Origin of the sequence: Yimella lutea (assembly GCF_006715095.1) — a bacterium.
GTDB lineage: Bacteria > Actinomycetota > Actinomycetes > Actinomycetales > Dermatophilaceae > Yimella > Yimella lutea.
Window position 1 is genome coordinate 79,098 of the sequence record NZ_VFMO01000001.1, and the last position, 13,765, is coordinate 92,862.

The following is a 13,765-nucleotide window of genomic DNA, read 5'->3' on the forward strand; positions in this document are numbered from 1 at the left end:
CCTCAATCTCTCGGAGGAAGAATCATCATGACCAACCGCCTCGGCCGCGCAGCAGCGGCGTCCCTCGCCAGTGCCCTTCTCCTCGGCGGGCTCACCGCGTGCAGCAGCGAACCGGCTGTGAAGGAGAAGGACGTCGAGAAGCAGATCGAGCAGCGCATCAAGTCGACCAACCCCGACAAGGAAGTCAAGGACGTCAACTGCGACGACGACCTCAAGGCGAAGGTCGGTGAAGAAGTCAAGTGTGAGGCCGAGGTCGCCGGCTCCAAGCAGAAGTTCAAGGCTGTCGTGAAGTCGGTCAACGGCAAGACCGTCAACTACTCGGTCGAGAAGGACTGATCCTTCGCTCGATGAGGAAGGGCCGCACCGGTTCGGTGCGGCCCTTCCTCATTCCTACTCCAGGTGCAGCTCGTCCAGCTCTTCTCCCGCGCAAAGGTCGACCGCCGCAGCGATCGGCACCCCCGGCCGGTACGCCAGGTGCAGGTGACTCGGCGCATTCAGAACTGCGAGGTCGGCTCGCGCTCCCGGAGTGAGCACTCCGATGTCGTTGCGGCGCAACGACGTCGCCGCCCCGGCAGTCGCCGCCCATACCGCCTCGGCAGGAGTCATCCGTAGCTCGCGCACCGCCAGCGCGATGACGAACGGGATCGAACTGGAGTAACACGTACCCGGATTGCAGTCGCTCGCGAGTGCGACCGTGGCGCCGGCATCGATGAGGTCACGCGCCCGCGGGTACGGCATCCGGGTGGAGAACTCCACGCCCGGCAACAGCGTGGCCACGGTGTCGCTCGCCGCCAGGGCATCGACGTCACCGTCGGTCAGGAAGGTGCAGTGATCGACGCTCGCCGCACCCAGTTCCACCGCGAGCTGCACGCCGGGACCGTGGCCCAACTGGTTGCCGTGTACCCGCACCTCGAGTGCCCTCGCCTTTCCGGCGTCCAACACCGTGCGTGATTCCGCCTCGGTGAAGGCGTACTGGCTGTGTGGTTCACAGAAGACGTCGATCCACTTCGCGTGCGGAGCACACGCCTCGAGCATCGGTCCGGTCACGAGTTCGACGTACGCCGCGCGGTCTTTCCTCGCCTCCGGCGGCACGACGTGGGCACCCAGGAACGTTGTCTCCGATGTGAATTCGCGAGCGATACGCAGCGACCGGGCCTCAGTGTCCACATCGAGTCCGTAACCCGACTTGATCTCCCAGCTGGTCGTCCCCTGGCCGCGCATCTCCTGGACGCGGCGACGGACGAGCGAGCGCAGTTCGTCGTCCGACGCGCCCCGGGTGGCGGCCATCGACACCGCGATGCCGCCCCCGTCGTACGGCTCACCGGTCATCCGTGCCGAGAACTCGGCGCTGCGGTCCCCGGCGAAGACGAGGTGAGTGTGGCTGTCGACAAAACCCGGCAGCACTGCTCGTCCGCCGACGTCGCGGTGCAGGTCCGCCGCGGGCGCCTCGGACTGCAGACCGATCCATTCGATCGCGTTGTCCGACACCACGATCGCCGCGTCCTCGACGATACCGAGCAACCCGTTGTCCTGCTCTGCGTCATTGGTGACGAGTTCGCTGATGCCGGTGATGAGCGTGCTGGTCATGCGTCCTCCCAGAAGGGTGCGATGGAGTCGGCGAGCATTCGTCCCACGTCGCCGAGGCGGTGGTGCCCGTCGGTCACGATCGGCTCACCGTCACGGACGACGGTGTGCACGTCGGCCGACGTCGCGGCGAACAGAATCTGAGCCGGGTCGATGCCGGCCGTGCGTGGTGAGTCGAACGAGACGGTGACGAAGTCGGCGTGCATGCCGGGAGCGAGCTGTCCGGCGTCCTCCCAGCCCAGGCTGTCGTGCCGGGTGGCCATACCGAGGAGGTCCTGCGCTGCGAAGTGACCTCGTGCATTGGTGCGCAGACGCTCATGCATCTCGACCGCTCGAATCTCCTCGAACATGTCGATCACCGCGTGCTGGTCGCTGCCCAGCGAGATGCCGACTCCGCTGTCGCGCAACGCTTTGGCCGGACCGATGCCGTCGGCGAGGTCACGCTCGGTCGTCGGACAGAAGCTCGCGAAGGCGTGCTCGTCTCCGAGCAGGCGGATGTCCTCGTCGTTGAGGTGGGTGGCATGGACTGCGGTCAGATTGCGATCGATCAGGCCGGCTTCCGAGAGGAGCTGGGTCGGGGTCCGTCCGTAGTGAGCGAGGCAGGCTTCGTTCTCCGCCGGCTGCTCGCTCAAGTGGATGTGCAACGGATCGACGGACCATGTGCCCTCGCAGACGTGTGAAGCGAGGTTCGCGGCGGCTGTCAGTTGGTCGAAAGGCACCGCCCGCACTGAATGCATTGCGGTGCCGACGGCGAAGCCGCGCGAATGCCAGGCGTCGAGACGGCTCACCCGTTCACCCCAGGCCATCACGTCCGCATCGCCGAATCGGCGTTGCTGGGCTGACAAGGGGGTGTGCCCGTCGGCGGTCAACCCGCCACGCAGATAGCAGGTGTCGAGCAGGGTCAACCGGATACCGGCGTCCCGTGCCGCTTGCTGCAGGGCCATGCCCATGACATTCGGGTCGTCGTACGGGGTGCCGTCCGGGTTGTGATGCACGTAGTGGAACTCACCGACCGTCGTGATGCCCGCGAGCGCCATCTCTGCGTACGTCGCCCTGGCCAGCGATAGATAGTTGTCGGGATCCAGTTGCCCCGCAACGTGATACATGCGGTCACGCCAGGTCCAGAACGTGCCCCCGCCGTCGTGGGTGCGACCCCGCAAGGCGCGGTGAAAGGCGTGGCTGTGGGTGTTCGCGAAACCCGGCATGGTGACCCCGCGCAGTACCTCGGCACCCCCGGCCGGCGCGTCCTGCTCGACGGCGACGAAGCGTCGGGCATCGTCGCCGTCTTCTGCGCCCTCGATCGTCAACAGCACCGACCGCGCGAGTCCGTCGGGCAGCAATGCGTACTCGCACCAGAACTGCTTCATTTCACGATCTCCCACGGTTCGATCCCGCCGTCGACCAACTCGAGCATCGGGTGTGCAGCGAGGGGTTCGGGCGTGGCTCGCCACCGTTGGAGTTGCGGGTGCCGGGTGTAGCCCTTGGTGCGCCCGGCAAGCACGGATTGAGCCAGCAGGGTCTCTCGCCAACACGACGCCAGAGCCGCGCGGTCGAGTTGAGCGGGGTGGACCGACCAAATGCGCATCAGACGCTCGCCAGGTCTTCCAGCACCTTCACCAGTGCGTCGACGCCTCGGTGGCAGTCGTCCGCCTCGGCGAACTCCTCGGGTGTGTGCGAACTGCCGGTCGGGTTGCGCACGAACAACATCGCGGTCGGCACACCGGCATTGGCCAGGATGCCTGCGTCGTGGCCGGCGCCCGTGCCGAGCATCGGCGTGTGTGCACCGAGCGTGCGCTGCAGTCGGGCACACAGCGAGGCGTCGAACGGTGTGGTCGGGGTCCAGGACTCCTGGCTGAGCGCACCCGGGAAACGTCGCTCGAGTGCGGCGATCGTGTCGAGCACGAGGCGCTCGTCGCTGCTACGGGCGTCCAACCAAGCGGTGACATGCGAAGGAATCGCGTTCACACCACCGGGTTGTACGTCGAGTTTGCCCACCGTTGCGACACAACGGGATTCACCGTCGCGACGGGCAGCTTCCTCGCGTGCGGCCTGGACGAAGGCAGCCGCTTCGAGCATCGCGTCGGCTCGATCGCCCAGCGCGGTGGTGCCGGCGTGGTCGGCCCGTCCGGCGAAGTCGGCGCGCCACCGCCCGTGCGGCCAGATGTCCGTACCGACGGCGACCGCGGACGTGGCCGGGTCGAGGTCGGCCAGGGCGCGGCCCTGCTCCACGTGCAGTTCGACGAACGCAGCGACCCGGCGCAGGGTCTCCTCGTCCCGTCCGATGCCCGTGGATCGACCGGCGCGCTGCATGGCTTCGGCCATCGTCACACCGTCGGCATCCTTCAGCGCGAGCGCACGGTCAGTGGTCATTGCACCGGTGATCACCCGTGAACCGGCGCAGGCAACACCGAAGCGTGCACCTTCCTCGTCCCCGAAGTTCACGATCCCGATCGGACGATCGGGCCGGAACCCATTGTCCTGCATACGTTTCACGGCGGCGAGGGAAGATACGACGCCGAGCGGCCCGTCGTACGCACCACCGTCCGGCACCGAGTCGAGGTGCGAGCCGGTGACGACCCCGGCGGTTGCGTCCGGGTCTCCCCACCAGGCCCACTGGTTGCCCATCCGGTCCTCGACAAGGTCGAGACCGAGTGCGCCGCACTCACCGGCGAACCATTCGCGCAGCGTGAGGTCCTCGTCGGTCAGCGCGAACCGCCGGTAACCGGCCGTCCGACCGTCGCGTCCGATCGGTTGCAGTTCGGCCCACATCGCGTCGAAATGGGAGTGCTCAGCAGTCACCTGTCCAACCTAGGCTCGGTCACATGGCTGACGAAACGACTCCGGCGATCGAGGCCGCCCGTGCGGCAGGTATCGAACACACCGTGACCCGGCACGGGAAAGTGTCGAGTCTGGAGGAGGCCGCGGCAGCGCGTGGGATCGAACCGCGCGACCTGATCAAGACCCTCGTCGTGCGGGTCACCGACGATGAGTACGTGTTCGTGCTGGTGCCGGGTGACCGTCAGTTCTCCTGGCCGAAGGTGCGTGAGCTGCTCGGCACCAAACGACTGTCGATGCCCGACGCGGCGACGGCCAAGCAAGTGACCGGGTACGAACGCGGCACCATCACCCCGTTCGGTTCGGCGCGTGACCTGCCGGTCTACGCCGACGAACACCTGCGCGGCCGCACGATCAGTCTCGGTGGTGGCGGTCACGGCGTCGGTCTCTCTGTCAGCGGTGACGACGTGATCGCCCACTTCGGTGCCACCGTCGCCGACCTGTCCGAGCAGGACTGACCCGAAAGTCCGCAGAAAGCGCGGGTCGACCCGCCTGATCTGCGGACACTCCCCACGAAAGTCCGCAGAAAGCGCGGGTCAACGCGCTCGATCTGCGGACTTTCGGGGGTCATCTCAGCGTCCTGCCTTGGGTGCCTTGGACTCCGCCGCCTTGCGGGTGGCGGCCAGTTGGGCCGCATCGGCGTCGTCGGCGTCCCGCACGACCGGCTCCATCGGCACTCGCACCCCGCGCTCGTCGGCGATGTCGACCGCACGCTGGTAACCCGCGTCGACGTGCCGGAACACACCGAGCGCCGGGTCGTTGGTGAGCAACGCGTTGAGCTTTGCGGCTGCGAGGTCCGTGCCGTCCGCGACACCCACCTGCCCGGCGTGGATCGAGCGTCCGATGCCGACCCCGCCGCCGTGGTGCAGCGAGACCCAGGTGGCGCCGGAGCTCGCGGCGGTCAGGGCGTTCAGCAGCGGCCAGTCCGCGATCGCGTCCGAGCCGTCGAGCATGCCCTCGGTCTCCCGGTACGGGGACGCGACCGAGCCCGAGTCGAGATGGTCGCGACCGATGACGATCGGCGCGGAGACCTTGCCTTCCTTGACCAGTTGGTTGAACAGCAGGCCCGCCTTGTGGCGGTCGCCGTAGCCGAGCCAGCAGATCCGGGCCGGCAGTCCCTCGAACTCGACGAATTCGCCTGCGGCGTCGAGCCATCGGTGCAGGTGCTCGTTGCCGGGGAAGAGTTCCTTCAGAGCTGCATCGGTGACCTCGATGTCCTTGGGGTCACCCGACAGCGCGACCCATCGGAACGGACCGAGCCCTTCACAGAACAGCGGACGGATGTAGGCGGGGACGAAACCGGGGAACGCGAACGCCCGGTCGTATCCGGCAGCACGTGCCTCGTCCCGGATCGAGTTGCCGTAGTCGAAGACCTCGGCACCGGCGTCCTGGAACCCCACCATCGCCTGCACCTGGCGGGCCATCGACTCACGAGCCTTTTTGGTGAAGCCGTCCGGGTCGCCCTCGGCCTCGCGCTGCCATTCGTCGACCGAGTACTCCGACGGGAGGTACGACAGCGGGTCGTGCGCGGAGGTCTGGTCGGTGACGACGTCGATGTGGATGTCGCCGTTCTGGTGACGCTTGAGCAATTCGGGGAAGACGTCTGCGGCGTTGCCGACGATGCCGATCGAGACCGCGCGCTTGTCCTGCTTCGCCTTGTCGGCCCGCGCGATGGCGTCGTCGAGGTCGTCCGCGATCTCGGTGAGATAGCGCTTGGCGACGCGACGTTCCATGCGGGTGCGGTCGACATCGGCGATCAGGCAGACACCGCCGTTGAGCGTCACGGCGAGCGGCTGCGCGCCACCCATGCCGCCACATCCACCGGTGAGTGTGATGGTGCCGGCCAGTGTCCCGTCGAACCGCTTGCGTGCGACGGCGGCGAAGGTCTCGTAGGTGCCCTGCAGGATGCCTTGCGTCGCGATGTAGATCCACGAGCCCGCAGTCATCTGGCCGTACATCATCAGGCCCTCGGCCTCCAGCCGGCGGAACTCCGGCCAGGTGGCCCAGTCGGGCACGAGGTGGGAGTTCGCGATCAGGACGCGCGGTGCCCACTCGTTGGTGGTGACGACACCGACCGGCTTACCCGACTGCACCAGCAGAGTTTCATTGGGCTGCAACGACTTCAGTGTCTCGACGATGGCGTCGAACGCCTCCCAGCTCCGGGCCGCGCGGCCCGTGCCGCCGTAGACGACGAGGTCGTCCGGACGTTCGGCCACCTCGGGGTCGAGGTTGTTCATCAGCATCCGCAGGGGCGCTTCGGTCTGCCAGCAGGTGGCGGTGATCTCGGTACCGCGGGGAGCGCGGACGTGGCGTGCACCTTGCATGGTGAATCTCCTTCGGCGGTGGGTCAGTTGAGCGGGCCGGTGACGGACTCGGCGGCCTGTACGGCCATACCGCTCGTCACGAGTGCGCTGACCCGTTCGATCTCGGGCGAGAGGTACCGGTCGGGGCCGGGCTCGGGCAGGTCGAGCTGTTCGATGAGCGCAGCGGTGATCGGGCTGGGCTCGAGCGGAGCGCGCAACTGCACGCCACGGGCAGCGGTGATCAGTTCGATGCCGAGCACCCGAGCCAGCCCGTCGACGGCCCGACGCAGCTTGCGTCCGCCGGCCCATCCCATCGACACATGGTCCTCCTGCATCGCGCTGCTCGGGATGGAGTCGACACTGGCCGGGGAAGCGAGTCGCTTGAGTTCGGAGACGATGCCGGCCGCCGTGTACTGCGCGATCATCAGTCCGGAGTCGACGCCTGGGTCGTCGGCCAGGAAGGGCGGCAGACCGTGGTTGCGGGCGACGTCGAGGAAGCGGTCGGTGCGCCGTTCGCTCATGCTCGCTACGTCGGCGATGACGATCGCGAGGAAGTCCAGCACGTAGGCGACGGGAGCGCCGTGGAAGTTGCCGTTCGACTCCACGCGTCCGTCGAGGGTGACGACGGGGTTGTCGACGGCCGAGGCAAGTTCCCGGTCGGCGACAGTGATCGCGTGAGCCAGGGTGTCGCGCGCGGCGCCGTGCACCTGCGGCGAGCAGCGCAAAGAGTAAGCGTCCTGGACCCTGGTGCACGCTTCGGGGTCGCGGTGTGACTCACGAATACCACTGCCGGCCAGTGCTTTCCGCAGGTTCTCGGCGGATGCTGATTGGCCCGGATGCGGACGCAGCGCGTGCAGTTCCGGCGCGAACACGTCGTCGGTGCCGAGCAGTCCCTCGACACTCATCGCCGCCGACAGGTCGGCAGTGGTGAGCAGCATCCGTAGGTCGTCGATCGCCAGGCACAGCATGCCGAGCATCCCGTCGGTGCCGTTGATGAGCGCCAGGCCCTCCTTCTCCTGCAGCACGAGCGGTTGGATACCCACCGCGCGGAGCGCTTCACCGGCCCCCATCAGGGTGCCGTAGGCGTCCAGCACCTCACCTTCACCCATCAAGGCGAGCGCACAATGCGACAGCGGCGCCAGATCGCCGGAGCAGCCGAGCGAGCCGTACTCGCGCACGCACGGCACGATGCCGGCGTTGAACATCGCGACGTAGGTATCGAGCGTCTGCGGACGGATACCGGTGCGACCGGTCGCGAGGGTGGAGATACGCAGCAGCATCAGTGCGCGCACCACCTCGCGCTCCACGAGCGGACCGGAACCGGCGGCGTGTGAGGCGACGAGCGACCGCTGGAGCTGCTGTCGCTTGCTCACCGGGATGTGTTTCGTTGCAAGAGCGCCGAATCCGGTGGAGATGCCGTAGTGCGGCACCGTGTCATTGGCGAGACCGTCGATGATCGCCCGCGACTTCTCGACCTCGGCCCGCGACTGCTGCGACAACGCGATCGGGCATCCGTGCCGGGCAACCGCGACGACGTCGTCGATGCTCAGCGGACCGATCCCGACTTCGACAGCTTCTGCGTGCTCGTTGCTCATGTCTGTCATTCCACTCCCGTCGCGGCGGGAGCGACACCGCCGAGGCATCTTCACTGTCTCAGATATGAGACATTCGAACAGTGCCCGATGCCGGCGAAGCGCTCGCCCTCCTTCAACTGCTCGCCCGTCGAGGCACGCCCCAGCCCGGCGCCGCCCTGGCGCGCGAACTCGGCATCCCGCGCTCGTCGACCTACCGACTGCTCGGCGTGCTGCGCGATGCAGGTTTCGTGACCCACTCCCCCGACGATCGACGCTGGGGACTCGGCGTCGCTGCTTACGAACTCGGCTCGGCCTACACCCGCCAGGAACCACTACAACGGGTCGCCCTCCCGACCATCCGGCGGTTGGTCGACGAGGTGCAGCAGAACGCCCACCTTGCGATGCTTCACGGACGCGACGTGCTCTACGTGATCGAGGAGCGAGCGCCCGGGCGTCCCATGCTGGTGACGGACGTCGGCGTCCGGCTGCCCGCCCCGCTGACCGCGTCCGGGCTCGCCTTGCTCGCGGCGCAGCCCACCGCTCAGGTCCGCGCGCTGTTTCCGTCACGAGCCGAGTTCGTTCAACGCCAAGGCGTGGGACCGACCTCACTCACGGCCCTCCGATCGGAACTCGCGCAGGTGCGCCGTCGCGGCTACGCGATCGAGAACGGCTCTGTCACACCAGGAATCGCGTCGATCGCGGCGTGCGTGTTCGACCACACCGGGCAGCCGGCAGCCGGTCTGGCGTGCACCTTCGGTGCCGACCTACCTGACTCGGACCGCGACGACCTCGTGGCACAGGTGCAGGCGAGCGCCGAGTCGCTCAGCCACCGGCTCGGCCACCGAGCCTGACCCACCCCGAATCCGCGTGAGTTTCTGCCCTTCGCCGCGCCTGGCGAAGGGCAGAAACTCACGCCGATTTTGATAGCGCCTGCGTGATCGGCTCTCAGACGGTGAGCAAGACCTTGCCGATATGCGTCGAGTCGTTGAGCAGACGATGCGCATCGGCCACCTGGTCGAGCGGCATCGTCCGGTCGATGACCGGCTTGATCTGTCCGGATTCGATCAGCGGCCACAGATGCTTGCGGACCTCGGCGACGATCCGCTCCTTGTCGGCCTTGTCGCGTCCACGCAACGACGTGGCGATGACGGAGCCCCGCTTGGCCAGCAGCGCCCCGATGTTCAGCTCCGCCTTCGCACCACCCTGCATGCCGATGATCACCAGGCGCCCGTCGGGCGCGAGCGCAGAAACGTTGCGCGCCAAATACTTTGCACCGATCACGTCGAGGATCACATCGGCTCCGCGCCCGTCGGCCGCATCCTTGACCTGCTCGACGAAGTCCTGCTGCTTGTAATCGATCAAGATCTCGGCGCCGAGTTCGCGGCACCGTTCGAGCTTCTCCGCAGACCCTGCGGTGACAGCGACCCTCGCTCCGAGCGCGCGGGCCACCTGGATCGACATGGTGCCGATGCCGCTGCTGCCGCCGTGCTGGAGGAACACCTCACCCTCCTGCAGGTGCGCGGTCATCACGATGTTCGACCACACCGTGCACGCGACCTCGGGCAGACCGGCAGCGTCGATCAGTGAGACACCGCTGGGAACGGGAAGCAACTGCCCCGCCGGGACGGCGACCTTCTCGGCGTACCCGCCGCCGGCGAGCACCGCACAGACCTCGGTGCCCACGCTCCAGCCGTCCACGTCGTCGCCGACCGCGCTGATCGTGCCGCTGACCTCGAGGCCGGGAATGTCCGACTCACCCTTCGGCGGCGGATAGTGGCCCTGTCGTTGCAGCAGGTCGGCCCGGTTCACCCCGGCCGCCGCGACATCGATCACGACCTCGCCGGACCCGGGCTGCGGGTCGGGCACCTCGGCAAGGGTCAGGACGCACTCGTCGCCGAACTCGGGAAGGGTCACAGCACGCATGTGTCGACCCTACGACCGGGGACGGACGTGTCCATGGGATCGAAACCACCTTCTTGACGTCCGCGGCACTTCTGGACATGCAGATCACGACCGGCGTCACCGACGGCACCGGTTGCGGTCCGGACCGCCGGACACGAACCGGATGTCAGGATGGGGCCATGACGCCCGAGGACGAGAACACCCAGCAGGACGCGGCGACCGCAGCCGACGAACACGGCCGGTTCGTGGTGATCACCCAGGACGGCATGGGTGTGGCCGATCCGAACGAGAACTCCGAGGACTCGGACGAGGAGTCGAGCGACCGCAAGGTCGAGAACGCCACCGAACTGGTCGAGCAGCCGGCCAAGGTGATGCGGATCGGCTCGATGATCAAGCAGTTGCTCGAAGAGGTGCGCACGGCGGGCCTGGACGATCAGGGGCGCAAGCGGCTGGCCGACATCCACCAGCGTTCGATCGCCGAACTGAAGGACGGTCTCGCGCCGGAGTTGGCCGAGGAACTCGACCGCATCGTGCTGCCGTTCGGCGAGCAAGCGCCCAGCGACGCGGAGTTGCGGATCGCGCAGGCGCAGTTGGTCGGCTGGCTGGAAGGTCTCTTCCACGGCATCCAGACCGCGATCGTCGCTCAGCAGATGGCGTCACAAGCCCAGTTGCAGGCGATGCGACGCGGGTTGCCGCAGCGGGCCGAGCAGCCGTCCGAACATGGCGGGGACGACCACCCTACGGGTCAGTACCTCTGACGCGCTCGCACGTTCACTCGTACATCACGTAATCGGGCCTCGGGGAGAGCGCCAGCACCTCGTCCGGTTTCATCAGCGGCCCACCACCCGCGGTGTCCTCCTGATAAAAGATCTTGAAACCGCCCTTGATGTTCGAGGGCGTGCCCTTCATGACCGCGTCGTACGCCTTCACCTTGTCCGCCGGTACGCCGATGCCGTCGACGGACTTGATGACCAGCACGCCGGGGTGTTGCTTGAGTCCCGACTCCTCGGTGAAGATCGAACGGCGCAGCACGTGGACGATCAGCGCTTTCTCCGGCAGGTCGTTCTCCTTCACCAGTCCGGACAGGTAGGCCGCGACCTCGTCCACCTTCGCGCCCGTCGTCGTGCCGAACACCTTGCCCGGGATCTGCCCGGGCTTGATCGCCCACTCCGGGTCGAGGGCGAGACCGATGTGCGGTTTGAGCAGCCACTCCTCGTACGCCTTCGCCTCGTCCAGGAAGGACGCGAGACCGGGCTGGATGTCGAGCAGCAGGATGGCCCCGTTGTCCTCTGCCGCCTTGCTCCATTCCCCGATCACCTTCGGGTCGAGGCGCTCGCGGAACATGCCGTCCCGGCCGGCGTACGGGTGGACGACGGTGGTGATCAGTTCCATGACCGGCAGCGGCTTCACCGTGCCGTCGTCGTACTGCTTGACGACCTTCATCATCTTGTCGATCTGCGCCTGCAGATCATTGGTTGCGCCGAGCTCTCCGAGCGCCGGGGCACCGGGCATTCCGCAGTAGCCGACGAGCCGGTGCTGCGGCAGGATCGTGCGCGCCCCACCCGGCAGCGTCTTGCCGGCAGGCGGCGTGGACGAGGGCGCAGGCGTGGTCGACGACCCACCGGCGGGTGTCCCGGAGGTCCCCGCCGTCTTGACCGGGTCGTTCGTGGATTTACTGCTACATGCGCTCAGTCCGACCGCCAGGGCTCCGGCCAGGGCTGCACGACGACTTGTCTGGTTCTGGGTCACGCCCGCCACCCTAGGCGACCGCCCTGCGCACTCAGGCGAACACCGGTTCCTGCATCCGCCCGTCGGCCAACCGCACCACCTCGTCCTGCTCACCCAGCGTTGCGAGGTCGTGCGTGACCACGATCGTCCCGGTGCCCTGGTCCTTGGTGATCCCCCGCAGCAGGTCGATGACCTCGACGCCCCTCTCGTGGTCGAGCGCAGAGGTCGGCTCGTCCACCAGCAACAGTTGCGGGTCGTTCATCAGCGCCCGCGCGATCCCCGCCCGCTGGCGCTGGCCACCCGACATCGCCGCCGGACGACGGTTCGCCACGGCCTCCAACCCCACCGACTCGAGCAGGTGCATGGCGCGCTCCCGCATCTGCGCCGAGAGGTCGCCGGACAGACGGGCCACCATCTCCAACTGCTCCATCGCGGTGAGTGATCCGATCAAGTGGGGCTGCTGGAAGACGAAGCCGATCCGTTCTCGACGCAGATCGGTACTTCGCGACCGGGAGGATCCGGTGACGTCCTGGCCGGCCAGCATCACCCGCCCTGACGTCGGCCGCAAGAGCAGTCCGGCCACCGCGAGCAGGGTCGATTTTCCCGATCCGCTCGGCCCGGTCACCGCGACGAACGCACCGCGATCGATCGTCATCGACACGTCGTCGAGCGCCTTGACGACACCGTCGCCGTCCGGAAATTCGACCGAGACCCGTTCGAGTTCGAGTGCGTAAGTCATCGGGCGCCTCCGAGTGCGGCCATCGGGTCGACGGTCACGACACGGCGCAGGGCTGCCACCGCACCGATCAAACCGACCACTACGAGAAGGACGAGTGGTTGGACGACTGTGCGTGCCTCGATGACGATCGGCACGCGTCCGCCGAGGGCGAGGCCGGCCGCGACGGACGCGGCAGCACCGAGCACGCCCCCGATGAGCAGGGTGAGCAACGCCTGCCCGAGCGCGTCCCGGACGAGGTAGGAGGTGCGGGCGCCGATGGCCTTCAGGACGGCGAGATCGGGTTCGCGTTGCACCGTCCAGACGGTGAAGAACGCACCGATCACGAGTGCGCTGATCGCGATGGGCAGACCCCGGATCATCGTCAGCGACCCGTTCTCCGCGGAGTACGAACCGATCGCGCCGAGCGCGTCGTCCTTCGTCTTCGCCAGCAAGCCGGTCGAGGACTCGAAACCGGTTGCCCCGAAGGAGGATCCGACGTTCATGAGAATCACCGAACCGATCCCGTCGCTGGGATCCTGTCGTCCCACCGACGGGGTCACCCAGAGCACGGGCAGGTGGCTGAACGACGCATCGTCGACCGTGGCCGCGACGCGCAACTTGCTGCCTGCAACGGTGATCTCGTCCCCGGCACCGATCCCCCGATCGTCGGCCAGTTCACGGCTGATCACCGTCGATCCGTCGGTAAGTCCCTTCGGCGCGGCTGGGGCCGACGGGTCGATCCCGAACAACGCGACCTGGGCGACGACACCGTCCACCGTGGCGCGCGAGTTGCCGATACGCAGCGGATCGGCCGACCTCACTCCTGGTTGGCGCCGGGCCGCGGCCACCTGTGCGTCAGTCACCCGGCCAGCGTTCATCGACAGTTCCTGTCCGGCGGCGGGCTTCTCGAACACGATGCGATCGGTCGACAAGGACGTCACTGCCGAGATCGACTGCCGCGCAAGCCCTTCGGTCAACCCACTGAGCACCACCACAAGTGCGGTGATGAGGCCGACCGCGGCGACCATCAGGGCGAATCTGCCCCGAGCCCACCACAGGTCACGGACTGCCAAGAACACGTTGCACAACTCCTTCTGGACACACTGATGTCGATGTCGTCC

13 protein-coding genes and 1 pseudogene are annotated in these 13,765 nt (G+C 67.5%); 4 read left to right on the forward strand and 10 right to left on the reverse strand.

Features of this window, described 5'->3' with window-relative positions:
- Window positions 1-27 precede the first annotated feature (27 nt).
- Window positions 28-336 carry a DUF4333 domain-containing protein gene (locus FB459_RS00380; protein ID WP_141927053.1) on the forward strand — a complete coding sequence of 103 codons (309 nt, stop codon included), beginning with the start codon at window positions 28-30 and terminating at the stop codon, window positions 334-336.
- A gap of 54 nt (window positions 337-390) precedes the next feature.
- Here FB459_RS00380 and hutI read toward each other — a convergent pair whose 3' ends face one another.
- The 4 genes and pseudogenes from hutI to FB459_RS00400 all read right to left on the reverse strand — a co-directional run bounded on the left by hutI (window position 391) and on the right by FB459_RS00400 (window position 4,383).
- Window positions 391-1,587, reverse strand: a complete 1,197-nt coding sequence (gene hutI / locus FB459_RS00385) for an imidazolonepropionase (RefSeq protein WP_141927054.1) — start codon at window positions 1,585-1,587, stop codon at window positions 391-393.
- Complete coding sequence (locus FB459_RS00390) at window positions 1,584-2,951, reverse strand: formimidoylglutamate deiminase (RefSeq protein ID WP_141927055.1); 1,368 nt, start codon at window positions 2,949-2,951, stop codon at window positions 1,584-1,586. Before FB459_RS00390 ends, hutI begins: the two co-directional genes overlap by 4 nt.
- A 53-nt stretch (window positions 2,952-3,004) precedes the next feature.
- Window positions 3,005-3,169: pseudogene (locus FB459_RS00395) on the reverse strand (pyrimidine dimer DNA glycosylase/endonuclease V); the annotation flags it as partial.
- On the reverse strand, window positions 3,169-4,383 hold the full coding sequence (locus FB459_RS00400; protein ID WP_281279503.1) for an allantoate amidohydrolase: 1,215 nt from the start codon (window positions 4,381-4,383) through the stop codon (window positions 3,169-3,171). The gene FB459_RS00400 and the pseudogene FB459_RS00395, both read right to left, overlap by 1 nt.
- Window positions 4,384-4,406: 23 nt before the next feature.
- Between FB459_RS00400 and FB459_RS00405 the strand changes: the two genes are divergently transcribed.
- Window positions 4,407-4,877: an aminoacyl-tRNA deacylase gene (locus FB459_RS00405; RefSeq protein WP_129625479.1), complete on the forward strand. Its 471-nt coding sequence runs from the start codon at window positions 4,407-4,409 to the stop codon at window positions 4,875-4,877.
- A gap of 114 nt (window positions 4,878-4,991) precedes the next feature.
- On the opposite strand, the gene hutU is transcribed toward FB459_RS00405, so the two are convergent.
- Together hutU and hutH are read right to left on the reverse strand one after the other, a co-directional pair.
- The gene (gene hutU, locus FB459_RS00410) at window positions 4,992-6,743 is read right to left on the reverse strand and encodes a urocanate hydratase (protein WP_141927056.1); all 1,752 of its coding nucleotides are present in this window, start codon (window positions 6,741-6,743) and stop codon (window positions 4,992-4,994) included.
- A gap of 23 nt (window positions 6,744-6,766) precedes the next feature.
- Window positions 6,767-8,326, reverse strand: a complete 1,560-nt coding sequence (hutH, locus tag FB459_RS00415) for a histidine ammonia-lyase (RefSeq protein ID WP_211345102.1) — start codon at window positions 8,324-8,326, stop codon at window positions 6,767-6,769.
- 71 nt (window positions 8,327-8,397) lie between these two features.
- Between hutH and FB459_RS00420 the strand changes: the two genes are divergently transcribed.
- Window positions 8,398-9,147, forward strand: coding sequence for an IclR family transcriptional regulator (locus FB459_RS00420; protein WP_342771002.1), 750 nt, complete (start codon window positions 8,398-8,400; stop codon window positions 9,145-9,147).
- Between the two features lie 94 nt (window positions 9,148-9,241).
- Here the strand turns inward: FB459_RS00420 and FB459_RS00425 are convergent, their stop codons facing one another.
- On the reverse strand, window positions 9,242-10,219 hold the full coding sequence (locus tag FB459_RS00425; protein ID WP_141927059.1) for an NAD(P)H-quinone oxidoreductase: 978 nt from the start codon (window positions 10,217-10,219) through the stop codon (window positions 9,242-9,244).
- A 158-nt stretch (window positions 10,220-10,377) separates the two neighbouring features.
- On the opposite strand from FB459_RS00425, the gene FB459_RS00430 reads away from it, so the two are divergent.
- On the forward strand, window positions 10,378-10,956 hold the full coding sequence (locus FB459_RS00430; protein ID WP_246092249.1) for a bacterial proteasome activator family protein: 579 nt from the start codon (window positions 10,378-10,380) through the stop codon (window positions 10,954-10,956).
- A gap of 13 nt (window positions 10,957-10,969) precedes the next feature.
- Here FB459_RS00430 and FB459_RS00435 read toward each other — a convergent pair whose 3' ends face one another.
- Genes FB459_RS00435 through FB459_RS00445 form a run of 3 tightly spaced genes read right to left on the reverse strand, consistent with a single transcriptional unit; the run spans window position 10,970 to window position 13,723 of the window.
- A complete protein-coding gene (locus FB459_RS00435) occupies window positions 10,970-11,947 on the reverse strand; it encodes a hypothetical protein (protein WP_141927060.1) in 978 nt (325 codons plus the stop codon).
- A gap of 31 nt (window positions 11,948-11,978) precedes the next feature.
- The gene (locus FB459_RS00440; RefSeq protein ID WP_141927061.1) at window positions 11,979-12,665 is read right to left on the reverse strand and encodes an ABC transporter ATP-binding protein; all 687 of its coding nucleotides are present in this window, start codon (window positions 12,663-12,665) and stop codon (window positions 11,979-11,981) included.
- Window positions 12,662-13,723, reverse strand: coding sequence for an ABC transporter permease (locus FB459_RS00445; RefSeq protein ID WP_141927062.1), 1,062 nt, complete (start codon window positions 13,721-13,723; stop codon window positions 12,662-12,664). Before FB459_RS00445 ends, FB459_RS00440 begins: the two co-directional genes overlap by 4 nt.
- Between the last annotated feature and the right edge of the window lie 42 nt (window positions 13,724-13,765).